Source organism: Bacillus sp. LQ16 (genome assembly GCF_057784645.1).
In genome coordinates, this window is record NZ_CM173491.1 from 4,801,968 (window position 1) to 4,824,677 (window position 22,710).

The 22,710-nt window shown below is 34.8% G+C and carries 29 protein-coding genes and 1 pseudogene; 14 read left to right on the forward strand and 16 right to left on the reverse strand.

Going from position 1 to position 22,710, the window contains the following annotated elements:
* Positions 1-24: 24 nt before the first annotated feature.
* Positions 25-117 (reverse strand): annotated as a pseudogene (locus AC3EMB_RS24380) (iron-sulfur cluster assembly accessory protein); the annotation flags it as partial.
* Positions 118-522: 405 nt separating this feature from the next.
* On the opposite strand from AC3EMB_RS24380, the gene AC3EMB_RS24385 reads away from it, so the two are divergent.
* Positions 523-1,086, forward strand: a complete 564-nt coding sequence (locus tag AC3EMB_RS24385) for a GNAT family N-acetyltransferase (RefSeq protein WP_069356402.1) — start codon at positions 523-525, stop codon at positions 1,084-1,086.
* Between the two features lie 105 nt (positions 1,087-1,191).
* Here AC3EMB_RS24385 and AC3EMB_RS24390 read toward each other — a convergent pair whose 3' ends face one another.
* The 3 genes from AC3EMB_RS24390 to AC3EMB_RS24400 form a co-directional block, all read right to left on the reverse strand.
* Complete coding sequence (locus tag AC3EMB_RS24390) at positions 1,192-1,545, reverse strand: HesB/IscA family protein (protein WP_000573830.1); 354 nt, start codon at positions 1,543-1,545, stop codon at positions 1,192-1,194.
* 41 nt (positions 1,546-1,586) lie between these two features.
* Positions 1,587-2,453 carry a diaminopimelate epimerase gene (gene dapF / locus AC3EMB_RS24395; RefSeq protein WP_000077392.1) on the reverse strand — a complete coding sequence of 289 codons (867 nt, stop codon included), beginning with the start codon at positions 2,451-2,453 and terminating at the stop codon, positions 1,587-1,589.
* Between the two features lie 246 nt (positions 2,454-2,699).
* Entirely contained in the window at positions 2,700-2,939 is a 240-nt protein-coding gene (locus AC3EMB_RS24400) for a YuzB family protein (protein ID WP_000595026.1), read from the reverse strand.
* A 352-nt stretch (positions 2,940-3,291) separates the two neighbouring features.
* Between AC3EMB_RS24400 and AC3EMB_RS24405 the strand changes: the two genes are divergently transcribed.
* The 4 genes from AC3EMB_RS24405 (at position 3,292) to AC3EMB_RS24420 (ending at position 6,265) form a co-directional block, all read left to right on the forward strand.
* Positions 3,292-4,362, forward strand: coding sequence for an NAD(P)/FAD-dependent oxidoreductase (locus tag AC3EMB_RS24405; protein ID WP_000682065.1), 1,071 nt, complete (start codon positions 3,292-3,294; stop codon positions 4,360-4,362).
* A gap of 233 nt (positions 4,363-4,595) precedes the next feature.
* Positions 4,596-4,769, forward strand: a complete 174-nt coding sequence (locus AC3EMB_RS24410) for an aspartyl-phosphate phosphatase Spo0E family protein (protein WP_001054089.1) — start codon at positions 4,596-4,598, stop codon at positions 4,767-4,769.
* A gap of 55 nt (positions 4,770-4,824) precedes the next feature.
* Positions 4,825-5,484, forward strand: coding sequence for an ABC transporter ATP-binding protein (locus AC3EMB_RS24415; RefSeq protein WP_000470263.1), 660 nt, complete (start codon positions 4,825-4,827; stop codon positions 5,482-5,484).
* Positions 5,468-6,265, forward strand: a complete 798-nt coding sequence (locus AC3EMB_RS24420; RefSeq protein WP_000679257.1) for an ABC transporter permease — start codon at positions 5,468-5,470, stop codon at positions 6,263-6,265. The genes AC3EMB_RS24415 and AC3EMB_RS24420 overlap by 17 nt, the downstream gene beginning before the upstream one ends.
* A gap of 200 nt (positions 6,266-6,465) precedes the next feature.
* Here AC3EMB_RS24420 and phnA read toward each other — a convergent pair whose 3' ends face one another.
* The 6 genes from phnA to AC3EMB_RS24450 form a co-directional block, all read right to left on the reverse strand.
* Positions 6,466-6,807 carry an alkylphosphonate utilization operon protein PhnA gene (phnA, locus tag AC3EMB_RS24425; RefSeq protein ID WP_000212737.1) on the reverse strand — a complete coding sequence of 114 codons (342 nt, stop codon included), beginning with the start codon at positions 6,805-6,807 and terminating at the stop codon, positions 6,466-6,468.
* Positions 6,808-6,966: 159 nt separating this feature from the next.
* The gene (locus tag AC3EMB_RS24430; RefSeq protein ID WP_065229545.1) at positions 6,967-7,248 is read right to left on the reverse strand and encodes a hypothetical protein; all 282 of its coding nucleotides are present in this window, start codon (positions 7,246-7,248) and stop codon (positions 6,967-6,969) included.
* Between the two features lie 69 nt (positions 7,249-7,317).
* Positions 7,318-8,115 (reverse strand): DUF2628 domain-containing protein, encoded by a 798-nt coding sequence (locus AC3EMB_RS24435; RefSeq protein ID WP_072940842.1) that lies wholly within the window; start codon positions 8,113-8,115, stop codon positions 7,318-7,320.
* Positions 8,116-8,414: 299 nt separating this feature from the next.
* Positions 8,415-10,073 (reverse strand): outer membrane protein assembly factor BamB family protein, encoded by a 1,659-nt coding sequence (locus tag AC3EMB_RS24440; RefSeq protein ID WP_095690050.1) that lies wholly within the window; start codon positions 10,071-10,073, stop codon positions 8,415-8,417.
* A 30-nt stretch (positions 10,074-10,103) separates the two neighbouring features.
* Positions 10,104-10,487 (reverse strand): hypothetical protein, encoded by a 384-nt coding sequence (locus tag AC3EMB_RS24445; RefSeq protein ID WP_488517319.1) that lies wholly within the window; start codon positions 10,485-10,487, stop codon positions 10,104-10,106.
* Between the two features lie 36 nt (positions 10,488-10,523).
* Positions 10,524-10,778: a DUF7660 family protein gene (locus AC3EMB_RS24450; protein ID WP_095690049.1), complete on the reverse strand. Its 255-nt coding sequence runs from the start codon at positions 10,776-10,778 to the stop codon at positions 10,524-10,526.
* 89 nt (positions 10,779-10,867) lie between these two features.
* Between AC3EMB_RS24450 and AC3EMB_RS24455 the strand changes: the two genes are divergently transcribed.
* Together AC3EMB_RS24455 and AC3EMB_RS24460 are read left to right on the forward strand one after the other, a co-directional pair.
* Entirely contained in the window at positions 10,868-11,338 is a 471-nt protein-coding gene (locus AC3EMB_RS24455) for an SMI1/KNR4 family protein (protein WP_053563438.1), read from the forward strand.
* Positions 11,325-11,963 (forward strand): DUF4304 domain-containing protein, encoded by a 639-nt coding sequence (locus tag AC3EMB_RS24460; RefSeq protein WP_141241130.1) that lies wholly within the window; start codon positions 11,325-11,327, stop codon positions 11,961-11,963. Before AC3EMB_RS24455 ends, AC3EMB_RS24460 begins: the two co-directional genes overlap by 14 nt.
* Positions 11,964-12,038: 75 nt before the next feature.
* Here AC3EMB_RS24460 and AC3EMB_RS24465 read toward each other — a convergent pair whose 3' ends face one another.
* The 4 genes from AC3EMB_RS24465 to AC3EMB_RS24480 all read right to left on the reverse strand — a co-directional run bounded on the left by AC3EMB_RS24465 (position 12,039) and on the right by AC3EMB_RS24480 (position 14,752).
* The gene (locus AC3EMB_RS24465; protein ID WP_053563437.1) at positions 12,039-12,707 is read right to left on the reverse strand and encodes a hypothetical protein; all 669 of its coding nucleotides are present in this window, start codon (positions 12,705-12,707) and stop codon (positions 12,039-12,041) included.
* Positions 12,708-12,820: 113 nt separating this feature from the next.
* Positions 12,821-13,498 (reverse strand): CPBP family intramembrane glutamic endopeptidase, encoded by a 678-nt coding sequence (locus AC3EMB_RS24470; protein WP_065229511.1) that lies wholly within the window; start codon positions 13,496-13,498, stop codon positions 12,821-12,823.
* Between the two features lie 98 nt (positions 13,499-13,596).
* Positions 13,597-14,391: a nucleotidyltransferase domain-containing protein gene (locus AC3EMB_RS24475; RefSeq protein ID WP_488517320.1), complete on the reverse strand. Its 795-nt coding sequence runs from the start codon at positions 14,389-14,391 to the stop codon at positions 13,597-13,599.
* Between the two features lie 52 nt (positions 14,392-14,443).
* A complete protein-coding gene (locus AC3EMB_RS24480; RefSeq protein WP_000248588.1) occupies positions 14,444-14,752 on the reverse strand; it encodes a YuzD family protein in 309 nt (102 codons plus the stop codon).
* 195 nt (positions 14,753-14,947) lie between these two features.
* On the opposite strand from AC3EMB_RS24480, the gene AC3EMB_RS24485 reads away from it, so the two are divergent.
* Together AC3EMB_RS24485 and AC3EMB_RS24490 are read left to right on the forward strand one after the other, a co-directional pair.
* A complete protein-coding gene (locus AC3EMB_RS24485) occupies positions 14,948-15,184 on the forward strand; it encodes a NifU family protein (protein WP_000431159.1) in 237 nt (78 codons plus the stop codon).
* A gap of 319 nt (positions 15,185-15,503) precedes the next feature.
* On the forward strand, positions 15,504-15,719 hold the full coding sequence (locus AC3EMB_RS24490) for a hypothetical protein (protein WP_001125507.1): 216 nt from the start codon (positions 15,504-15,506) through the stop codon (positions 15,717-15,719).
* Between the two features lie 61 nt (positions 15,720-15,780).
* Here the strand turns inward: AC3EMB_RS24490 and yutH are convergent, their stop codons facing one another.
* Positions 15,781-16,782 carry a spore coat putative kinase YutH gene (yutH, locus tag AC3EMB_RS24495; RefSeq protein ID WP_488517321.1) on the reverse strand — a complete coding sequence of 334 codons (1,002 nt, stop codon included), beginning with the start codon at positions 16,780-16,782 and terminating at the stop codon, positions 15,781-15,783.
* 120 nt (positions 16,783-16,902) lie between these two features.
* Between yutH and AC3EMB_RS24500 the strand changes: the two genes are divergently transcribed.
* Positions 16,903-17,394 (forward strand): phosphatidylglycerophosphatase A family protein, encoded by a 492-nt coding sequence (locus AC3EMB_RS24500; protein WP_000665102.1) that lies wholly within the window; start codon positions 16,903-16,905, stop codon positions 17,392-17,394.
* Between the two features lie 23 nt (positions 17,395-17,417).
* Here the strand turns inward: AC3EMB_RS24500 and AC3EMB_RS24505 are convergent, their stop codons facing one another.
* A complete protein-coding gene (locus tag AC3EMB_RS24505; protein WP_088025373.1) occupies positions 17,418-17,897 on the reverse strand; it encodes a GNAT family N-acetyltransferase in 480 nt (159 codons plus the stop codon).
* Between the two features lie 162 nt (positions 17,898-18,059).
* On the opposite strand from AC3EMB_RS24505, the gene AC3EMB_RS24510 reads away from it, so the two are divergent.
* The 4 genes from AC3EMB_RS24510 to AC3EMB_RS24525 are packed head-to-tail and all read left to right on the forward strand — an operon-like array spanning position 18,060 to position 22,384.
* Positions 18,060-19,163, forward strand: coding sequence for an HpcH/HpaI aldolase/citrate lyase family protein (locus AC3EMB_RS24510; protein WP_078401278.1), 1,104 nt, complete (start codon positions 18,060-18,062; stop codon positions 19,161-19,163).
* Entirely contained in the window at positions 19,108-20,454 is a 1,347-nt protein-coding gene (locus AC3EMB_RS24515; protein ID WP_340720278.1) for a phosphoribosyltransferase family protein, read from the forward strand. The genes AC3EMB_RS24510 and AC3EMB_RS24515 overlap by 56 nt, the downstream gene beginning before the upstream one ends.
* A 5-nt stretch (positions 20,455-20,459) precedes the next feature.
* Positions 20,460-21,572 (forward strand): cysteine protease StiP family protein, encoded by a 1,113-nt coding sequence (locus AC3EMB_RS24520; RefSeq protein ID WP_098125866.1) that lies wholly within the window; start codon positions 20,460-20,462, stop codon positions 21,570-21,572.
* Positions 21,569-22,384, forward strand: a complete 816-nt coding sequence (locus AC3EMB_RS24525; protein ID WP_000575380.1) for an HAD family hydrolase — start codon at positions 21,569-21,571, stop codon at positions 22,382-22,384. The genes AC3EMB_RS24520 and AC3EMB_RS24525 overlap by 4 nt, the downstream gene beginning before the upstream one ends.
* Positions 22,385-22,710: the final 326 nt, after the last annotated feature.

Consider the following 22,710-nt stretch of genomic DNA (forward strand, 5'->3'; position numbering starts at 1 on the left):
CGATTTTATTCTATCGCTAAAAACTTAGCTTTCTTCTGGCTTACCAGCATTCGTCGCTGTACGGAAAAGTGATCCAAATCTGCATGATGCGATTGCGTTTAGATAATCAATCGTGAATTATGCGTTCAATTTAAAGCAGGTTAAAAAATAATAATTTCTTATTCAATTAACATATGCATTAGTTTAACAGCCTAATGCTGCTGTACCGAATGATAGTTTAGTTTTCAATATGTGAAAAAGGATTTCTAAATAATGAATTGAATATATATTTATTGTTTACGCGTTTTTGAGAGGTTCCTTTATGGGAGATAAGCCTTACTATATTCCTGTACTTCGCACAGTTCTATAATAACTAATAGTGATGCTGTGACGTGATTTTCTATTAGTGAGATAAAGTATTTTTCAATTCATTTATTATAAATTGCAACTCTCGTCCCCCAGAATTATTTCTTTTGGGTGAAAGTTTTTTATGATATAAGTTTCATTCTGTCCTAATTTAAAGTTTTCGAGAGGAGAAATGATATGAACCCTATTTTATTAGATGTTCCGTTACAAATAGAAACAGACAGACTCATTCTTCGAGCACCACTTCAAGCTGGTGAAGGGGATATAGTACAACAAGCTATTAAAGATTCCATTAATGAATTAAAGCAATGGTTGTCTTTATTTCAGTCCATTCCTACTGTTGAAGAAACGGAAATTCTTCTGAGAAATGCACATATAGATTTTTTGAAAAGAGAAAGCTTTCGCTATCTTATCTATCATAAAGAGACGAATGATTTTGTTGGAACAGCTAGCCTTCATCGAATTGATTGGAAGGTTTCTAAATGTGAAATTGGATACTGGATTAACACGCAATTTAGTGGCAGTGGATATATGACAGAAACAGTAAGTGCGTTAGCAAACCTTGGATTTCAGTTATTCAAATTTAGAAGGATTGAAATACGATGTGAATGTAATAACACGAAAAGTCGTGCACTCCCTGAAAAACTAGGCTTTGAACTTGAAGGGATATTACGTAATGAAGATTTTTCAGCTGACGGCAAACAACTAACTGATACTTGCATCTATGCAAAGATAAAGTGAAATATTGATTAGCCTTGGTAATCGGGCTTTTACGGCAAAAGAAAAGACCTCCTTAACGATTTTATTCCATCGCTAAAAAGGTCTTTTTCTATTTCGGCTAAAAACTTAGCACTCTTCTGGCTTACCGGCATTCGTCGCTGTACGGAAAGATGATCCGCATCCGCATGATGCGATTGCGTTTGGATTGTCGATTGTGAATCCGCCACCAAGCATAGATTGTTTATAATCAATTTTTACTCCTTTAACAATTGGAGCACTTTCTGTATCGATAACAAATTCAACACCGAAAAACTCAAGAACTGTGTCGTCTTCTTTTGGTTCTACTTCAAATCCTAAGCCGTAAGAAAGGCCAGTACATCCGCCGCCATGTACAGCAAGGCGCACGTACTTCTCTCCATCTTCAGCATCTTTTAACATATCTTTAATTTGAAAAGCTGCTTGTTCTGTTACTTCAATCATGAAATACACCATCCTTTCTGTTCTCATTCTATTATACATCTTTACGCTTCTATCTTGTACTCATACACTCCGCGGCAAATTACTTCCGCAGGTCCTTTCATTAACACGTTTCCTTCTTCTGTCCACGCAATCATTAAATCGCCGCCAGCTAAATGGACTGTAATTTCTTTACCACGTTCCATCTTCCCATTCAAAATAGCAGCTACAACGGCAGCGCATGCCCCTGTTCCGCAAGCTTGCGTTACACCTGAACCACGTTCCCAAACGCGGAAATTCATTTCTTCATCGTTTAAAATCTCGATAAATTCAACATTCACTCGCTCTGGGAACATTTCATGTGTCTCAAGAACTGGACCAAGTGTTGTAAGAGGTGCCTTCTCTACATCCTCAACAAAAATAACCGCGTGCGGGTTCCCCATTGAAACAGCCGTAAATGCATAACGATGATTATTATATAAGAAGTTTTCACGAATAAATGGTGTTTCACCTTCACCGAGCATCGGTATTTCTGCACGTGTTAGACGCGGTGCTCCCATATCGATTTTCGCTAATGTCACGAAACCATCTTCTACTGTTACTTCAGCCGTTACAATGCCAGCTAACGTTTCAATTGTGAAAACTGTTTCCTCTACTAGTTTATGCTCATACGCATATTTCGCTACGCAGCGCAAACCATTACCACAGCTCTTTCCTTCTGATCCATCATTATTAAACATACGCATTTTCACCGGAGCTACATCAGACGGACAAATTAAAATCATTCCGTCTGCTCCAATACCAGTATTAATATTTGAAACCTTTTCCGCCACAAGAGCTAAATCTTCTTCAGGAATTTGCTCTTCAAACATATTTACATATATATAACTATTGCCAAGACCATGCATTTTTGTAAAAGAAAATTGGCTCATTTGTATTCACTCCAAAAATAATTTGTTATTTTAAGTATAGAATGCATGCTTTTAGAACACAATATGAATGTCCCCCGTTTCTCATATTTGACAACGTTTGGCGATGAGCCACTCTTACACACATTGTGTAAGAAAAAAGCCCTTCTAAAAAGGGCCTTTTTTTATTTATCTATAGTATTAAACTACCCTCCAAAATAACGTTTTATCTAAAATAAAATGAAAAAGGCGTTGCTCATTCGCAACACCTTAAAACATTGGATTTTCATCCAAATACTCATATACATTATTAACAAGCTCTTCTACTGTTGCACCTTGTACAACTTCACCATTTACAAGTGCAAACGGTCCTTCAAAACAAATACCACAATACCCTAGGCAACCATACTCCATTACATCTAAATTCGGATCTTTTTCTAATTTTTCTAGAGCTGCTTGTGAACCACTTGCAAGGTTACCTACACAAAATTCAATTAATGGTTTAATCAAAATTCTCCCCCCTGTACTACAAAACAAATTACCTTCTGACTTCATCTATAAGAAGAAAACTAAGCTGTCTCTTGTTGTTTTCGTTATACATCCTAAACTATTTAGTTACTTCACTATTTCACTTCAAAGTAGATGATTTTATTTTATATAACATGCTACTTGCAATGAAATAGTAACTAAAAAGGCAAAACAGTTTACTTTACTTTTCTTCTTATTGTACAACAGAGTATTCATTCATGCATTGTTATTTGTTCACAAATTCGATATAATTTGATTGAGTAAAGTCAAAATATTTTATTAATATAAAATTTTATGATTAGGGGATATTTCAACAGAAAAGGGGTAATCCATCATGAAACACCTCGTAATACTAGGTGGCGGCTACGGTGGAATGAGAATTCTACAAAGGCTACTTCCAAGCAACCAACTTCCAGATGATGTACAAGTGACATTAATCGACAAAGTACCATATCATTGCTTCAAAACTGAATATTATGCATTAGTTGCGGGTACTATTTCAGAAACGCATATTCGTATACCGTTTCCTGAACACCCACGCCTCAATATTCAATACGGCACAATAACAAATATTGATCTCGAAGAAAAAGCGGTTCATCTCGATGGCGGCGAAGCAATCCAATATGATGATTTAATTATCGGACTTGGCTGTGAAGATAAATATCATAACGTTCCTGGGGCGAAGGAATATACACATAGTCTACAATCAATTGAACAAACACGTAAAACATATGAACAATTAAATAGTCTAGAACCAAATGCAACAGTAGCTGTCGTTGGTGCTGGCTTAAGTGGTGTGGAAGTTGCAAGTGAACTTCGCGAAAGCCGTTCTGATTTAAAAATCTATTTATTTGATCGAAAAGATAGAATTTTATTCCCGTATCCAGAGAAATTAAGTAGATACGTAGAAGAATGGTTCGTAAAACATAAAGTTAATATTATAAGAAACTCTAACATTACAAAAGTGGAACCAAATATTGTGTATAATCACGATGAACCACTTGAATGTGATGCAATTGTCTGGACAGCTGGTATTCAAGCAAATGAAGTTGTTCGAAACCTTCCAGTTGAACAAGATGGTAGCGGACGGGTTGTCTTAACAAAATATCACAATATTCCAAACAACGAACACGTTTACGTTGTAGGAGATTGCGCAGCACTTCCACATGCACCATCTGCCCAACTTGCTGAAGGTCAAGGAGAACAAATTGTCCAAATATTATTAAAACGTTGGAATAATGAACCACTCCCTGATGAACTACCTGTTATTAAATTAAAAGGTGTTCTAGGATCTCTTGGTAAGAAGCATGGATTCGGTTTACTCGCAAATCAACCGTTAATGGGACGTGTACCAAGATTATTAAAATCCGGCCTTCTTTGGATGTACAAATATCATAAAGGTTAATACTTTACAGGCTGTCTACTATGTAGGCAGCTTCTTTGCATCAGTTTTTAAAAATTATCAGACACATCTTTCTCAATATGTATAATGATTTATTTTTCATTTTTATATTAAAAACTATTGATAAACAGTGTATGCTATTTGTAAGTTGTTTTATTATTTCCTTGAAGACCGAATTCATTCGGTCTTATTTTTTATGTTATAAATACTTTTGTAGGAGGCATTACATTCCACTTATGAACTTATCGAAACTAAACAATCGAATAGAAGCGAAAAAGAAAGAGTTAATCTATCTCGTTGAACGATACGGATTCACTCATGATAAAGTGATTTCTTTCAGCCAAGAATTAGATCGTTTACTTAACTTACTAATAAAACTCAAAACGAAGAAAAAACGTTGTTCGTTATAACCATTTCCCCCTCTTTTTTTGATACGATATAACTAGAATCAGAAAGGAGCGATTTATGTTTATATTAAAAGACGTTATATATAAAGATATACTACACATTCCTTATTTACAGATTCAAAAAGAAAAGATCACTTGCATTATCGGTGAAAGCGGAAGCGGAAAAAGCACATTGCTTCGCATGTTAAACGATTTACAATCTCCAACATCCGGCACAATTGAATATAACGGAAAGTTAATTTCTGATTATCCGCCTATTCAATTACGTCGTGACGTAGTTATGCTTGGGCAAACTCCACCTCTTTTTGATGGAACCGTTAAAGAAAATCTATTAATGGGACTTCGTCTTTCTGAAAAACCATTTCCAAATGATGATGCCCTGCGAAGCGCACTACAAACCGTTAGCTTAGACAAGCAATTAGAAGATAGCGCCTCCTCATTATCCGGCGGTGAAAAACAAAGACTTGCCTTTGCACGTATCGTACTTATGGATCCGCCTGTCTATTTATTAGATGAACCAACTTCAGCATTAGACAGTGATACAGAACGCCGCGTTATGAAACAATTTACTGAACTAGCACGAAAAAAGAAAAAAACAATTATCTTCATCACACACTCACAACAACTTCCAGAAGAAATTGCAGACGACATTATTGAGATTAGTAAAGCAAACGGTGCAACTAGAAAGGAAGTGCTCTCTGTTGAAGGGCGTTATTGAACTCCAAATTTGGCAACTTGCAGCTGCCTATATTTTTATTCTTATTTTAATTGGACTTGTAAAATTAAAAGGAATACCTCGCGAAAAACAAATCGCGCTCGCAACATTCCGTATGACCATTCAGCTCGTACTTGTTGCATATGTCCTTACATACGTATTTGAAAACAGTAATCCATTTTATACAATTGCTCTCATTACTTCTATTACTACCTTTGCAATTTTTAATATTTATAAACGAGTTAACATCCCGATGTCTAAAGAATTAAAACGAGTAGCCGCCCTTTCCATGGTCGCCGGATCAATTGGGCCACTTCTACTATTTATCTTCGTTATTATCGGTCATGACCCTTGGTATGCTCCGCAATATATCGTCCCTATTACAGGAATGTTAGTTGGGAATGCCATGACTGGTGTTTCTCTCGGCGCAAATACGTTCTTAAACAATATGAAGTCGCAAAGAGGTCAAATTGAAGGTGCACTTATGCTCGGAGCAACACCGAAAGAAGCTGCTGCTCCGCTCATTCGAGACGCTTTTGATTCTGCTATTTTACCAACAATTAATTCTATGGTCGGAATGGGGATTATAAGCTTACCAGGCATGATGACTGGTCAAATATTATCCGGTGTATCACCATTCACAGCCATTCAATATCAAATCGCTATCATACTCGGTATTTCAGGAAGTACTGCCTTTGCTGTCATTATCTTTTTACAGCTTGGATATAAAACGTTCTTTAATAAGCGATGTCAGTTGAAAGAAATTGAATATGGTGCACGGTAAATCGTGCGTAGTTCACGATGAATGAAATTATATTAACGATTTTTTCAATATATCTATCATAACTTGCAATATATCAACGATTTTTCAAATATATCTATCATAACTCAGAATATATCAACGATTTTGTACGAAATATCGATTTACCGACAAAAGTGACATAATAAAAAGAGGAGGCTATTCGCCTCCTCTTTTTATTTGTACTACGCCTTCTTAACGAACTGTGATTTTAACTTCATAGCTCCGAAACCGTCGATTTTGCAATCGATATCGTGATCGCCATCAACTAGACGGATACTTTTTACTTTCGTACCGATCTTCACAACTGAAGAAGTTCCTTTTACTTTTAAGTCTTTAATAACAGTAACTGCATCGCCATCTTGAAGAACGTTTCCGTTCGCATCTTTTACAACTTTTGCACCATCATTATTTTCAGCTTCTGCTTCTTGGCCCCACTCATGAGCACATTCTGGACATACGAAAAGAACGCCATCCTCATACGTATATTCTGAATTACATTTTGGACAATTTGGTAAAGTAGCCATAAATTCATTTCCTCCGTTCATTATTTATACGTAAAAATCAAAATTGATGTTTACATCTCGATAAATAAAATTTGTATAGCATTTCTTTATAGTGCCATAGTCTCACGTTATTGACAAGCCTACCTCAAATTCTCATTTTTTATTGTATTTTACAAAATTTCAATTCGTATGCCTTTTTTCTATTTGTTCTTCTACTAATTTTAAAAATCTTCGTTGTGCATTTTTATTTTTTACGAGCAATCGAACTCTTAACTTACTTTGTAAATATGAGCGAACTTTGTAGTTCGTAATAAATAACTTTCGATACTTTTCGTCTTCATATATCATTCGAAACCATTCATACTGCTGCAAGTAAAGTATGTTAGCATCAATCTTTTTCGTGTGTAAACCCGTACTTAAACTAATAGATCCTATTAGAGCTTCTATTAATGCTGAAATTATTTCTCTCCCCCTAATAAATAAAAGAAGAACCTTCACAAGATTCTTCTTTTCAAAATGAACGAGTTCCCTCTAGAAACCCCAATTATTTTCTTCAATATAAATTTGATATTCTTCTACTTCTTCTTCACTTAACTTCTTATTATTTTCATATACCTCTTGCCACTCGAAATAATCTTCATCGAAATAAACAGCAAATTTAATTTTCACGTTTTTCTTCTCTGTATAATCATAACCAGTAAACTCTACTACATCATAATCTTTTTCTTTCTTCACAAACTTCCAGGTTGGATTATCAGTCATAATCTCTAAAGTAACCCCTTCACCAGTTGAACGAACAACGTTTTTAATATTCGGCTCAGTTGGTAAAAGAGAAAGTCCGAGCATAGCTCCGCCAAACACAATCCCGACTATAACTTGTAAACCAATCATACCAGCTACACTAGCGCCACCCTTAGATTGTAAGAAATACGCCTTCTCATGATCAGACGCATCTTCTCCCTTACGAAAAACACGAACAGCCTGCTTATAATATAAACGGTTTCCTTGCCATCCAGTAAATATCATCATTCCTAATTGAAGAGCTAAACTAAATGTTACATAAATCCCCTCTGGAATATCTATAAAAGGGGTTATAACTATACTAGGTATAGCCAATAACGCAAATATAATAAATAACTTATACATTTTGCGATAAGCTAACCAAAAGGTTGGGAAGAAAAAGGCTACCCAATTCCATGTATTCCCTTGCGCAGGGTTTTCTACTTTACCCCACTTAAAATCATAATAAGCTGTATTCTTTTGAACAACTTTATGTAATTCTTGTGGAGAAATCGTTTCTTGTAAAACAGTGTCCTTCACGTACATCATCCTTTTCTTATTTCTATATACATTTATTGTATATGGACAAAATGAAGGAATCTAACAAAAAGTACACATATTTCATAAAAATGAACGGAAATCGAATATATTCCGACAATTATCCGTTTCTTATTTCATTTTACTTTTAATTATATTAAAATAATCATGTATCATATCTTTAATACACTAAGTTAATTATTTTATATATTCACTAAAAAGGATGCATCAAAATCATTTTTATACATCTTTTTTAGTGAATATATACTACTACTTTAAAACAAACATCTCGACTTAAGAAAACTCACAAATTAGCCTTCTACTATTTCAAACATATTTCCACTTACACAACTAATGAATAGTCCATTATTAACTTCCTCAATTGATACAATAAAATCTATTACAACAACATTTTTAGGAAGTTTAATTATATTTTTTACTTCGCCACATTCAGCATCAAGTATTATCAATTCTAAATTTGAAGTTGCAATGTAAATTTCTCCATCTTTATATAACAGAACCTCTGTAATATCATGTAGAGTAGTATTATTCCAAAGCACTTTACCTGTTTGAATATTAATACCACAAATTCTGCCTTCTCCTAAGGACAATACCATCATCTCTCCGATAAGAAATGGAGGCAATTCAATTCCAAAAGACATATTTACTTCATATAACTTTTGACCGCTCTTATGGTCATAACATTGTATTTGTCTACTTACCCCTTCATATCCATACTCAGTTCTTGTTAATAGTATTTTCGCTTCCTTTGATTCAATGCAAGAGTACCATACCTCATCAAAAGCTTTTTCAAAAATTAAGTTACAGCCTTCTTTTCCATATTCCCACTTTTGTAATGAATCTATTGCTACACATATAAAATGTTCATTAGTTAAAGTAACTGGTTCATTTGGATTACAATCTTCCATCATTTGTTTCCATCGTGTAGAAGCATCTAATAATTGAATGTAAATTGCAACATTACTATATGCATCAACTTCCCCATCTTCATCAAAAGGATTCCCTGCTAATACATAGTAATCTGGGCCAAGATGGCACTGCAATTTTTCTCCTCCGACTCGAACATTCTTTTCCCATACTTTTACTCCACTTTCAAGCTCTAATAAAACATTGTAGCCTTCTTGTGTAATAACTAGTAAACGTGGTAACTCTTCTCCCGTAGTTTTTACATCTTGTATAATATGCCCTTCTATTTCTAAATCCCACAGAAGCTGTCCACAACTTGATGAAATAGCATACAATTTCGCAATACTTTCTCCAAATCTATTTGCATGCCAAATAATTACGACACCATTCACAGTAACGCAATTACAATCTTCTACTATTGGAATACGGCACTGCCAAATCTCTTCTTTCGTTTCACTATCGAGTTTACGAATTCTATGGTTATTTTCCTCTACATAAAAGATACTCTTCTTATCATGAGATAGTACCGGAGTAAATATCGGTTCAACCTCTCTCCCTTTTAAATACTTCCATTTTAATTCATACTTGTCACTTGTAGAATGATAAGTTCGATACATAATTTCGTCATTTCCATTTACAAGTTTAGGAACAAATGGATCAATTTCTAACATTCTATGGTAAGCATCTTTGATTCGAAAAGAATCAACTCCACTCATGTAAATCTGCCCTATCTCCTTTTTAAGAAACGAAAAGAGTACTCGTAAAAATTGCTCGCTATCAACACTAGCTAACTTCTTGCCTCTCTGATTAATAATGAGAAACTCCCCATCTTTCTTCTTAAATTCCATCTTTTTTTCATATTCATTTAAGAAAATTGTAGCGTCATCATATTTAAAAACCTCGATACAAGCATCAAACAACTGACAAATCGGTCCTATTATGTCTGTTTTTTCTTCAAACACAATTCTCTCATCTATACTAAGTACTATTTCTCCAGCATTTTCTGTCGGCAGTTTATTTAGTTCGATTTGAAACTTTTTCATTATTTCCTCCCTCTTAATCACATTGAAATACTATTTTATTTCCCTCACATTCCCCTTCACTTTCTCAATAATATCTTCTATACGTTCCGCTATACATTCCAGCTCCCATTCTCCCTCACCGTGCATAGCTGTATAAACTGGACAGTTCTCATCATTACTATCTACAAAAATCGGGTCTCCAAGATATGAATCTATCCCTATTACAATCCATCCTTCTTTCCAATCTCCTTCTTCATTCCCGACTAAGCTTTGTCCTTCTTCATCAAAACTATAACCAAGTTGCCCTTCTTCTATTTCTTCACTATTAAACAATTCTATCGTCATAGGTTCAGATTCATACTCTAGCTCAATTTCATTATCCTCAGCACGATCTATATGTGTTAAAAGTTGTTTAATTTTATTATGGTTAATCATGATATCCTCTCCATTCTATCTTTTAAAAATCTAATTTTATTCATAATGAGCTGCCGCAAGTAACATTTGAGCAATAAACTTCCATGAAATTTTTTCTGGAAACTTCTCTCCTTGATTTATATAAACCGATTCACAAGAACCTAACCAACTATTTAATGCCTCTAAATAAGTCTCTACCTCTACATTCTCCCATTCATCTTTATTCACTTTAAAATCCTTTTGGAGGTATACAAGAAATTTTAATAAATCTTCTTTAGAATTTACGTGATCGAGGTATTCATACACATCCATACTCCGTCCCTCCCTCTATTGCGTGTTATCTAAACTAACTATAATATATGACATAAGATTCTTAAAACTATTATTTGAGGTGACCGAATATGAAGAGTACAATTTGGGCAGACGATGACTATTTAAAACTAGCACCCATTAACGATGAACTAATCAAAAAAGCAGAAGAAGTACTGAACGTAAAGCTTCCAGAATCATATATAACCCTTCTAAAAGAACAAAATGGGGGAACTCTTCGTCTCGATGTTCACCCTACTTCAAAGCCCAATTCTTGGGCAGACGATCACGTTAATGTATCTGGTTTATATGGTATTTCTTTTGATGAAAATGAATCTAGTATTTTAGAGAGCTGCTATTTAATTCGAGAATGGGAAATGCCTGAGAATATCGTACTTTTATCTGGTGATGGACATACATGGATTGCATTAGACTATCGAAATGTAGCTGAAAATCCTCCAGTTATATTTATCGATAATGAGTTTGAGGAAATTATTGAATTAGCACCTAACTTTGAAAGTTTCTTACAAAACTTAACTACGTATGAATATGACGAAGAGTAAGCCTGGCTCTAAAAAGGAGCAAGATTTTATTACAAATTTACACGCCACTTTAAAACCACTCGGCTTTAAGAAAAAAAGACATACATTTTTCAAAGCTGAAAACGGATTTTATAAGCTCATTAACATACAAAAAAGCCAGTTTGGAGATGACTTTTATATAAATATAGGAGTCCACCCTATCGGTCTCCCGCAGCTTATTACGAACCAATTACAAATAAAAGAAAACATTTCAATATTCGATTGCATTCTACAAACGAGAATAGAGCCTATACATATCAAACAGAACCAGCTATTGCATAATGTTTCACATGAAACTATCGCTATTCCGGGTTACCTTTCTACTGTTTTCGACTGGTTTCAAACGTGGGCATCTTATGAAAATTTAGTGGAAACAAATATGCATTCCATTACTCCCGTACTAGCTGTCGTTCCAACATTAGAAGAAAAAGCGTTTCTACTTCTTACTTGTTTTTCTTTCTACAAATTAAAACAGTACGAACAAGCTACTCGCTACTTACAGCAATATTTACATTGCGCCGTGCATCTGAATACCGAGGAAAAAGAGCCCCTATTCTTTCATGAGGTTGATATGTATATGAAAAAACTAGTAAAAAGTGCACTGTAATTTCACATTGTGCTTTCTACTAGTGCTTTATATTCCTTTTGTGACTTTTTAAATCAGAAATATTTTATCCTCCCCCTACAACTCCCAAGTAATATTCATTTCTTCAAATGAGTCCTTACTAACTTCCAATCCTTCGCTATCTTCCGTTCCAATCATTGCTATTTCTTCTTTAGACAACTTAATTTCCTCATTTGGACTTTGGATTTTTTTCTTATACACGAGTTGTAAAAGCTCTATTTGTTCCTCTGTCAGTTCATACTCTTCTTCCAGTCTTTCTATTGCTGATTCTGTATCAAGTAATGGAATTTCTAATAAGAATCCGCCGTGCTCTTCCATCTCTTCAAATGAATCAATTGAATACGCACCACTATCCTCAATCCAAAATGCAGTTGTAATAAAAGGAACTGTTTCGCCTTCTACTTCTTCTAATACGTATTGAAGTGCTTCTTCTTTCGCAATATCTATTACTTCCGAAGGTGCCCCTTCAAAATAATTTTTCGCATCAATCCACTCATCAATTCTCTCGCTATTCACATCTTGAAGACATACAATCGTGTAATTCGGATGAAACGTAATTGTCCCTTGTCCGCCTTGGCTATCTTGCATACTATAGTTAAATCCATCCCATGAACTTTCATGTGAGAAATCTGGACAATGCGCTACATTAATTGCATGGGCAATCGAATTTAAAACGCAGCCTTTCCATAGTTGTTCTTTATCTATATGTAATTTATATTTACTCATCATCTTCCCCCATGCGCATATTTTTTTCTATTATCTTTCCTCTACACAATACTTGTAAATACTTTTCTATCTACTACAAAATAAAAAAGACTTCCTTTTTAAAAGGCGTCTTTTTATAGTTGAAAATTTACTAATAAATAAAACGAATTATTTAATAAATGAATCCCAATTGGAACGAGTAAATTCTTCGTTTTCTTATATGTGTATGCTAAACATATACCCATACCAAAAATATATAAAATACTACCTACTGTAAGGGGATGGCCAAAAGTAAATATGAAAGCACTTATAACGGCACTAGTAAGTGCAGAAAAGCGCTGGGATAATTTCGTAAAAAACATCCCCCGAAATAAAAGTTCTTCCCAAATCGGTGCAAAAATGGTGAGCACAACTACATATAAAATGATTTCACTTTTAGTAGGCTTTATTACTATACTAGACTCGTCCACACCAATCCCATGTGGTAAAACTAAATTTAATATTGCAAGATATATAAGCATTACAATCGCTGTCATTACTATCGTTACATAGTGTTTAAAATTATTGAATTGTAATGATTTTATTAAATGTAAGCAGCAATTTCTTGCCGGTGCATACATTACGATAATCATACAAAACGTGAAAGGTGGAATAAGATGATCTACATACCATGGATATAAGGAAGAATCATATAAAAGGTTCAAAAAACCAATTCCATGCATGACCCCAAAAATAATTAATAGAATGCTAATTACTTGGCGCATACTCATTTGTTCATTCTTTTCTTCATATGTAGCTAATTCTATATTCATCCTATCCCCTCCAGTATAATCAAACCTTTTAAACCATTATATACCAAATTCAACATAAAAAAAGACAATACCCCCCACTGTATTGTCCATTTTCGTCCCTACCATTTCTCTCTACACGTCTCAATTAAATGCAGTAAGTACCTCTTCGTCATATCTGCTCTTCTCCACCTTGAGAGCATTCGCTTTTCTTTTGGATTGTGCCGTATTCTCGCTACTTCTTTTAATAAGAGCTCCCATTCTTCCGCTGAACGTTCTGACAAGTATTGCAATCCTCTATCTTTTGAAACGATTGTTTTATAATCTAGTGTATATAAAATGCGTCCCATCGTAACGACAGCAGATTCTACCCACTCTTCTATAAAAAATAAATATGGCTTCTTCACCTTTTCACTCCAGTACTGTTCTACGTTGTATTTCATCGTATTTACTACATCATTCCATTGTATTTGCAGCGGAAGATCTTCTGCTTCTTTTCCTGTAACTGTAATGCCTTGATTTTTCAACGTCCACCATGTGACCGCATTAATGTCCCAATGACCAACATTAGCTTTACCATCTGCACAATACACGTACTCGTTCATTTCATCATTGTATTTCCCTAAGTCAGCAAGCGGAATATACATACCGTCCATTCTTTTACCTAGCGTATTATCACTAAGTTTCTTATGTAGTTCCACAAGCTGCTGTTTTTCAGCTTCATTCACGGAATCATTTATCACTGTAACAAAATCAACATCGCTCGTTTCTGCATAAAATGCACCAAGTGCGATGGAGCCGTAAATATATACCCCTACTATTTTTTCATCTAAAAAAATTTCTTTTAATTCTACTGTGTACCGCTCCATTAACTGTTGTACTTCCGTTGGTAACGCATGCTTCACTCCATTTTTCATATCTATCCCTCCAATAAAAAAAGCCTTTGCAAATTCGCAAAGACTTCTTGTTTTATAAATATTTCTCGATTTCTTCATAAACATCCTTCAAACGAGGATTTCCTTCTCCAACAATTTCTCCATTTACAAGAACGACCGGATAAAATAAATCTTCTTCCACTACGCGCTCTGCGAATGCTTTTTTATCTGCATCTTCTTGTTCTTCTTGGAAATCAATATACTCGAAATTAAATTTATTTTCTTGTCCTTCATATTTACGACCAATTGCCGCTTGTAACCATTCAAACGTTTCTGTTGAAGATGGCATTCCGACGCAGCTCGCACAAATTACTTTCGTCCCATACACTTGAACATTAACCATTTCTTCTCCCCCACTTCTTGTCCCAACAGTATATTCAGATGTCTTATTACATAAGCACATCATTTTACAAACTTATTCCATACCCCTATACTGAAAAAACACGATACAATATTTCGACAATAAAACAAGAAGAGAAAAAATAGATTTTCCCCTCTATCTTGATTATAATAAAACTGATGAAAGGAGTCGATAAAAATGGAAAACCCACATATGCAAGAACAAGTATTAGAAGTATTAGATAAATTACGTCCATTCTTACTTCGCGATGGCGGAGACGTTGAATTAGTAGACATTGAAGAAGGTATCGTAAAACTACGCCTTATGGGTGCATGCGGAAGCTGCCCAAGTTCTACAATCACACTAAAAGCTGGTATCGAGCGCGCGTTACTTGAAGAAGTACCAGGCGTTATCGAAGTAGAACAAGTATTTTAATTAAAAGCGGAAGCGGCTCGTTCAGAACAGGAGGTCATTGGAGCTCCTGACGAAGAGGCGCTTTTTGCCTCACAGGAAGGCGCGAAATGGCCGACTGTTCTAGCCGCTGGAGCTAGATATTAATCTAAAAGCGGAAGCGGCTCGCTCAGAATCGCCTTCTAAAAGGAGACCAAATTTGGTCTCCTTTTTTTATTCAAATCACATTTATCCGTTAACATCATAAAACAAAATTGGAAATCCCTCTCAAAAAATGCGATAATTAATATTATATAGTGAATCGTTCACACATATACAGTAAAAAAACATAGGGGGACGACAAATGCCAAAAATGGGGAACACTTTTGTAACAATTCAAGAACTAGAAAAGAAAAAAGAGTATTTATTAGGCCTTTCATCCGTTATACCAACATGGAATACAAGCTATCAATTTTTATTTAAAGAAATCCAGCAAGAATTATTAGGTAAAGTAAATGAAAAGCTCGAAAGGCATCAATTCGTTTTAAATATATGTACAGATCAGCAGGTAGGGGCATAATGTATTACATAAAATTGTGGTATATAAAAAAGAGACCTCACTCGGTCTCTTTTTTATATTTTTAAGATAGCCAATCTAATTTTCTAATCCCGAGCTTATCTACTGGTAAACGAAGTGAGCCATAAAAATGCTTTATAAATTGCTCTGAGCGGTTCACATCGTGTAAAATGGCTTCTAAGCGATCTCTATATATGCTTTTTTGTTCTTCGTTTCCAGTTTGGTAATATCGTTCGACCGTTTCAAAATAGTGAAGCGGGAACAGGAGCCTTGCAAATAATAAGCGCCAACCAAATGAGGACAGCGAGTAATTTCGTTCATAATCTGTAACAAATTGAACGATTGTTTGATCCCAGTCTTTCTTTTTTTCAATCATCATATAGCGAATCCATTCTGCTATATCTCGAGTTGGGTGATCATACACCCAATCAAAAGGGAGTTTGAGACGCTTCGTTTGATGCCATAATAAAGGTGTGAATCGTTCTTGGCAAATTGTTGCTGCATCCGTTAGTTGCGGCGTATCATCCATTTCTGTATCAACAACATATTGAATTGCATTTTCTGCAACTCCTAAGTAATACGGGAAGGATTCAATAAACAATTGATCGAATACATCTGAAGGGTGGTTCATCACTTGTGATTGCCAAAACTTTTCTAATTGATCGAGCCTTTTTTCCCATAACGCTTTCCATTCACCAATACGGCTTAATTGCTCAATTTCTTCTGGAAAGAATGCACCTCGTTTATGGAATATAGAAAGCTCATTTCCTAATGACATAGCATGTCGTTCTAACGTGCGCATACCTTTTAATAAGCAGTAATTTTGTTCTTCTATCTCACTTACATAGTAGCCGTGTATAGTCGGAACGAAAGTCGCTACAGTTATATCCCCTTGCTGGTTCATATAATCACTGAGCTTTTTCATCTCTACAAGTACTTCTTCCTCCATTTCTCCAATTGGAACAAGTACATAAATTTTGTTGCGAATCCAAAAGCTTTTATAGGGGCCAAGGGGGATTAATTCTTTAACATGCATGTGATAATGCTCATAAATATGCTGAATCATCGCAGTCGCCACCTATGGTTTTTCTTTATATATATGAGCTTGTGCTCGCCTTTCATTCCTATGCACATGATAAAGCAACGAAACGTATACAAATACTAAAAAGAAAAAAAGGTGATAAACATGAAAGAATCAAATCAACTACAAGAAAGAGCATTACAACTATTACAAGAACGCGGTGTAACAATTGACGATATTGCTGAACTTGTTCATTTTCTTCAAAAAAAATATCATCCAAATTTAGAGATGTCAGAATGCCGTTACAATGTAGAACGTGTACTATCAAAACGTGAAGTACAAAACGCACTGATTACTGGTATCGAGCTTGATGTCCTTGCTGAAAAGGGAATGCTAAGTGAGCCGTTACAAGATATTGTAAAACGTGATGAAGGCTTATACGGAATTGATGAAGTTATCGCACTTTCTATCGTGAATGTATACGGATCTATCGGTTTCACGAACTTTGGATATATCGATAAATTAAAACCTGGTATTTTAGAATACTTAAATGATAAATCAACTGGAAAAGTGCACACGTTCCTTGACGATATCGTTGGCGGAATTGCTGCCGCTGCCTCAAGCCGTTTAGCGCACCGAGCTGATCACTCGGAATAATAATGTTTTCTAGACCGTCAGTTTCATGCTGACGGTCTTTCGTATTCCATAAGCATAAATTCTCTTCCGCGACTCAAAAAAATAGGCCCTTGCTTAAATCCGATATTTTTATATAGCGTAATCGCTCTTGTATTAAATGTTGCTACACTTAATCGAAACATTTTTGCGTTAAACTCTTTCGTGGCAAACGCTATTCCAGCTTGGAAAAATTCTTTCCCCATTCCTTTCCCAGTTAACGCCGGCTTCATACCAAGTCCGATATCAATCACATCTTCTCCACCATATAAATTAGCATCTCTTCCACCTGGTACTTGTGCATTTTCTCCAAAACAAAAATAGCCGATGAACTCTCCTTGATCGACACAACAGCCATAATACGTTCCATCTAATAGCTCTTCTATTACTTCTTTCTCGCCTGAAAAACTATATAAACTATATGGTTCCTCGTACGTCCACGTATTTATCTCATTTGCTTCTTCCTCTGTTAACTTATGTATATCCACTTTCTCTTTCCCCCTATTATATTTCTATTAACAATATTCGATATTCATCTTATAATTCATCTTTCTCAATATATTTTTTTAATTTCTCGCTTCATTTTTATGGAAGATTTTTCTTATTATGTTACGATTAAACAGAATCATTACAAATAAGGTGGTGACAATTTGAATTACTTTTCTTACCTCTCCTTAGAAGAACGGCAAAATTTTTTCTATAAAGAACCTCTTAGTTTTTCAAAAAATATAGGGAAAGAACAACTAGCTTACGCACTAGGCGCCACACTATATACTCCTGGCACGAAAGAAACGATTGCGGAAGATATAATTAGAAAGAAACATGTGGATGCTACCTCAATTATTCTTTGTCTAGAGGACGCTATCAGCGATGAAGAAGTAAAACTTGCAGAGCAAAACATCGTCGTTCAAATACAGCAAATCGCCAACTTAGTCAGTGCCAACATACTAAATCAAGCAGACATCCCACTTCTTTTTATTAGAGTTCGACAGCCAAGTCAAATGAAGACAATTGTTACTGAATTAGGTAGTGCTGTTCATTGTTTATGTGGTTTTGTCTTTCCAAAATTCACACCGATTAATGGAAAGGCTTATATCAATCAGCTTGCATATATAAACGAGTTATACTCATTATCACTTTATGGAATGCCGATTTTAGAATCACCAGAAATTATGTATAAAGAAACACGGATAGAATCATTATTACAAATAAAGGATTTACTAGACTCCTATCGTGATCACATCTTAAATGTACGTATTGGTGCTACTGACTTTTCAAGTATATTTAGTATTCGGCGTAATAAATACACACCTATCTATCATATTACTGTTGTTCGTGATTGTATTTCGGACATTATTAACGTTTTCTCAAGGGCAACAAATGAATATATTATTTCAGGATGTGTATGGGAATATTTTTCTAATGATTATGAAGAAGGGCTCATCCAAGAGGTATCACTCGACCATGCAAATGGATTAATCGGTAAGACAGTTATTCACCCATCTCATATTAAAGTTGTACAGGCAATGCATATTGTCACAATGGAAGATTATTTAGATGCGAGATCCATTTTACAAAATGCAGATACGTATAATGGAGTGCTAAAAAGCAGCTTTTCTAACAAAATGAATGAAGTAAAACCTCATTATGGCTGGGCTCGCAAAACCATTTTAAAATCTAATATTTACGGGGTGCTACATGAAAACAAACAATTCACCGATCTCCTTATTACAAACGCAAAGCAACACGTATAACGTTTTAAATAATATACAAGTTCATGTAGAAGTACGTGATAATCCATATAATTTAGCGCTAGACAATCTGTTTCAAATGGCTGCGAGAATAAATAAGAAACGTAGTTTTTTATTTGTGAGTACAATCCTTGGAAAGCATCTTCCTATTAAACCTGCAGTCTCTCTATCAAGTGGATTTGCTCTCGCTGCAAGATATATGGAAATGCTACATAATACTTCTCATCCATTTCAAAAAGAAATTTTAAATCTCATTTCATTAGAAATTCATGAAATCCCAGAGGAAGTATTTCGTTATCAATATCCTCTGCAAGAAGAAGTTTTGTTCATCGGATTCGCTGAAACAGCGACAGCACTTGGTCATTCTATGTTTCAATGCTTTCAAAATGCAAAGTATGTGCATACAACTAGGGAATCGATACCCCACCTAGAATCTGTCATTACATTTGAGGAAGAACATTCTCATGCAACATCGCACCGTTGTTATGTAGATGAAAGTTTTTTTCAAAACAACAATCCAATTGTTCTCGTAGATGATGAGATGACAACAGGAAAAACAGCATTAAATATTATTAGATCTATTCAAAATAAATTCCCAAGAGAAGAATATATAATTGCTTCTTTATTAGACTGGCGTTCTCATACTAATAGAAAACAATTTAAACAATTAGAAGAAGAACTTCAAATTAAGATTCATGTTATTTCTTTATTAGAAGGCAGTATTCATACAACTGGCCAACCATTAAATATTGCAAAAACAGATATTCAAATTAAAGAAACAAAACCTGATTTCAAAAAGCATACCCTTACCTGCCCAAAATCACCCTATACATCAAATTATATAAAATATACTGGGCGATTTGGCATTTCAGCATATGAACAAAAGCCCATTCTTTCTTTCGCTAAAGAAGCGGGAAAAACTTTAAAAAGAGAAAGAATTGGAAAACGAACACTCTGTCTCGGAACGGGTGAATTTATGTATATCCCAATGAAAATTGCTGCTGAAATGGGTGAAAATATTTTATATCAATCTACAACAAGAAGCCCTATCCATCCTGTTTCAAATGATGTGAACTATGCCATTCATAATCATTTCTCATATCCAAGTCCTGAAGATTCTACTATTACAAATTACTTTTATAATATTTCACCTCATGATTACGATGAAGTATTTGTTTTTATTGAGCGTGATTTAGGAGAAGAAGCCCTGTTTCCTCTTCTACAGCAGTTACAAACAGTTATTCCCTTTATTCATATCGTCTCATTTTCAAATAGCATAGAAAAGGAAGGTTGATAATTATGGTAAAAGTAAATTCTCATATTAGTAGTTACAATCCAAATGATGCTATTTTTCTATTAAAAGATATTAGTGATTTAATGAAAGAAAGTTCCACGGAAACTAGAGAACAAGCAATTCAAGCTGGCACACATTATTCCGAAATGTTACCAATGGAATATAAACCATCTAAAGCGTATATGGATTTATTCTTTTCTTCCCTGCAACAATACAAACACAAACTAGCCATTGCTGTTGGAGTTGTCGCCGAACAGATTATACAAACTAAAGGAACTAACCTTGTCCTCATTTCATTAGCTCGTGCTGGTACACCTATTGGCATTCTTATCAAACGCTACATACGCTATCAATACAACCTTGATGTACCTCACTATTGTATTTCTATTGTTCGCGGACGCGGTATTGATGAAAATGCACTCCATTATATTTTGGAACATCACCCTAAAGAAACAATTCAATTCATTGATGGGTGGACTGGAAAAGGTGCAATAAAAAAAGAATTAGAATATGCAGTACACACATTTAACGAACGAAATAATACACACATTTCTCATTGTATGGCTGTGCTTGCTGATCCCGGTTACTGTACTTCAATTTACGGTACACGTGAAGATTTTCTTATTCCTAGCGCTTGCTTAAATGCAACAGTCTCTGGACTAATTAGCCGCACTGTACTAAATGACACCTATATCGGTCCAAAAGATTTTCATGGTGTTAAATATTATAAAGAGCTAGAGCAAGAAGATTTATCAAATTTCTTCGTTGATGAGGTAACAGATTTATTCCCTTCTGTTCATTCTCATATAGATAATCAATTACGTTATATTACTTCAACTTACACTGATCCATCTTGGCAAGGATTAAAAGATATACAGTCTATCCAAAATCACTTTAAAATTGACGATATTAACTTAATTAAGCCAGGAGTCGGTGAAACAACTCGCGTATTACTCCGGAGAATACCGTGGAAAATTTTAATACGCCAGCAAAACAATCCCGATTTAAAGCATATTTTACTTCTCGCTAAAGAAAAGAATGTCCCTATTGAAATCTATGAGAATATGGCTTATTCATGTTGTGGGCTCATTAAGCCTCTTAGGAGGGAAACAATATGATTTTCGCCAGTGATCTTGATCAAACGCTTATTTATTCCCGGAAATCGTTTCGTGCCCCTATAGAAGATGAATCAATTCAACTCATTGAAACTTTAGATGGAAAAGAAATTTCTTTCATATCACATAAAACCATTTCACTACTAAAAAAATTACAACTGCACTCACATTTCATCCCAGTTACAACAAGAACTATTGAGCAGTTTCAGCGTATTGCTTTATTCCAAAACGAAATCATTCCCGAATACGCCATTACAAGTAACGGCGGCAATATCCTTCATAACGGGAAACAAGATGGTACTTGGAACAGGACAGTAAAAGAAAGACTATCGGTTGAATGTATAGAGAGAAACGACATACTAAAGGAATTTGGACAAATAGCTCATAAAGATTGGGTTATATCACAAAAAACAGCTGATGATCTATTCCATTATTGCATTATTAAACGGGAGAACATTCCTTATGATGAATTATCATCCTTCACTTCCTGGTTAGACAAACAAGGCTGGAATCATTCACTTCAAGGTAGAAAGCTATACTTTGTACCAAAACCAATTAATAAATGGGACGCCGTGCAATATATAAAAGAAATTTTGCAAATAGATACGATTATTACAGCTGGGGATTCTTTACTTGATTTATGCATGCTTGAAAAGGCGAACCATGCCTTCGCACCACTTCATGGTGAGTTAGGGGCAATGCATGATAACTTACAACCCCATATTTTAAAAACAGACGCAATCGGCATATATGCCGCAGAAGAAATCGTAAATAAATCACTTCAAATTATTCACAGTTCATTACCTACCTCATGATCATAATATGCACAATTGCATACGCACCGCGATTAAACAGATGGTACAATTTATTTGAATCGCTGTTGCTACACTTCTTGATTAAAGAAAAGGCGTTAACACGGAAATTAGCGTCTTATCAACCTCAAGCAATTGGCACATTTTGTCATCTTAAAAGACACTCGAACGAGTGTCTTTTTTTCTATATCCAACAAGGACTTACTCATTTCAAAGTATAAATACATAAAATAATGTAAATCATTACACGCATGAATCACTTTCTAAAAGTTATAAAGTAGATTCAAAATAAAAAAGCACTCTTAACTAGAGTGCTTTTTACTTTCAAA

What these genes read in the sequence shown, in the direction of transcription:
- AC3EMB_RS24385 (WP_069356402.1), top strand. Translation starts at nt 523, where the DNA reads ATGAACCCTATTTTATTAGATGTTCCGTTACAAATAGAAACAGACAGA.
- AC3EMB_RS24390 (WP_000573830.1), bottom strand. Translation starts at nt 1,545, where the DNA reads ATGATTGAAGTAACAGAACAAGCAGCTTTTCAAATTAAAGATATGTTA.
- dapF (WP_000077392.1), bottom strand. Translation starts at nt 2,453, where the DNA reads ATGAGCCAATTTTCTTTTACAAAAATGCATGGTCTTGGCAATAGTTAT.
- AC3EMB_RS24405 (WP_000682065.1), top strand. Translation starts at nt 3,292, where the DNA reads ATGAAACACCTCGTAATACTAGGTGGCGGCTACGGTGGAATGAGAATT.
- AC3EMB_RS24410 (WP_001054089.1), top strand. Translation starts at nt 4,596, where the DNA reads ATGAACTTATCGAAACTAAACAATCGAATAGAAGCGAAAAAGAAAGAG.
- AC3EMB_RS24415 (WP_000470263.1), top strand. Translation starts at nt 4,825, where the DNA reads ATGTTTATATTAAAAGACGTTATATATAAAGATATACTACACATTCCT.
- phnA (WP_000212737.1), bottom strand. Translation starts at nt 6,807, where the DNA reads ATGGCTACTTTACCAAATTGTCCAAAATGTAATTCAGAATATACGTAT.
- AC3EMB_RS24435 (WP_072940842.1), bottom strand. Translation starts at nt 8,115, where the DNA reads ATGATGTACGTGAAGGACACTGTTTTACAAGAAACGATTTCTCCACAA.
- AC3EMB_RS24440 (WP_095690050.1), bottom strand. Translation starts at nt 10,073, where the DNA reads ATGAAAAAGTTTCAAATCGAACTAAATAAACTGCCGACAGAAAATGCT.
- AC3EMB_RS24445 (WP_488517319.1), bottom strand. Translation starts at nt 10,487, where the DNA reads ATGATTAACCATAATAAAATTAAACAACTTTTAACACATATAGATCGT.
- AC3EMB_RS24450 (WP_095690049.1), bottom strand. Translation starts at nt 10,778, where the DNA reads ATGGATGTGTATGAATACCTCGATCACGTAAATTCTAAAGAAGATTTA.
- AC3EMB_RS24455 (WP_053563438.1), top strand. Translation starts at nt 10,868, where the DNA reads ATGAAGAGTACAATTTGGGCAGACGATGACTATTTAAAACTAGCACCC.
- AC3EMB_RS24460 (WP_141241130.1), top strand. Translation starts at nt 11,325, where the DNA reads ATGACGAAGAGTAAGCCTGGCTCTAAAAAGGAGCAAGATTTTATTACA.
- AC3EMB_RS24465 (WP_053563437.1), bottom strand. Translation starts at nt 12,707, where the DNA reads ATGAGTAAATATAAATTACATATAGATAAAGAACAACTATGGAAAGGC.
- AC3EMB_RS24470 (WP_065229511.1), bottom strand. Translation starts at nt 13,498, where the DNA reads ATGAATATAGAATTAGCTACATATGAAGAAAAGAATGAACAAATGAGT.
- AC3EMB_RS24475 (WP_488517320.1), bottom strand. Translation starts at nt 14,391, where the DNA reads ATGAAAAATGGAGTGAAGCATGCGTTACCAACGGAAGTACAACAGTTA.
- AC3EMB_RS24480 (WP_000248588.1), bottom strand. Translation starts at nt 14,752, where the DNA reads ATGGTTAATGTTCAAGTGTATGGGACGAAAGTAATTTGTGCGAGCTGC.
- AC3EMB_RS24485 (WP_000431159.1), top strand. Translation starts at nt 14,948, where the DNA reads ATGGAAAACCCACATATGCAAGAACAAGTATTAGAAGTATTAGATAAA.
- AC3EMB_RS24490 (WP_001125507.1), top strand. Translation starts at nt 15,504, where the DNA reads ATGCCAAAAATGGGGAACACTTTTGTAACAATTCAAGAACTAGAAAAG.
- yutH (WP_488517321.1), bottom strand. Translation starts at nt 16,782, where the DNA reads ATGATTCAGCATATTTATGAGCATTATCACATGCATGTTAAAGAATTA.
- AC3EMB_RS24500 (WP_000665102.1), top strand. Translation starts at nt 16,903, where the DNA reads ATGAAAGAATCAAATCAACTACAAGAAAGAGCATTACAACTATTACAA.
- AC3EMB_RS24515 (WP_340720278.1), top strand. Translation starts at nt 19,108, where the DNA reads ATGAAAACAAACAATTCACCGATCTCCTTATTACAAACGCAAAGCAAC.
- AC3EMB_RS24520 (WP_098125866.1), top strand. Translation starts at nt 20,460, where the DNA reads ATGGTAAAAGTAAATTCTCATATTAGTAGTTACAATCCAAATGATGCT.
- AC3EMB_RS24525 (WP_000575380.1), top strand. Translation starts at nt 21,569, where the DNA reads ATGATTTTCGCCAGTGATCTTGATCAAACGCTTATTTATTCCCGGAAA.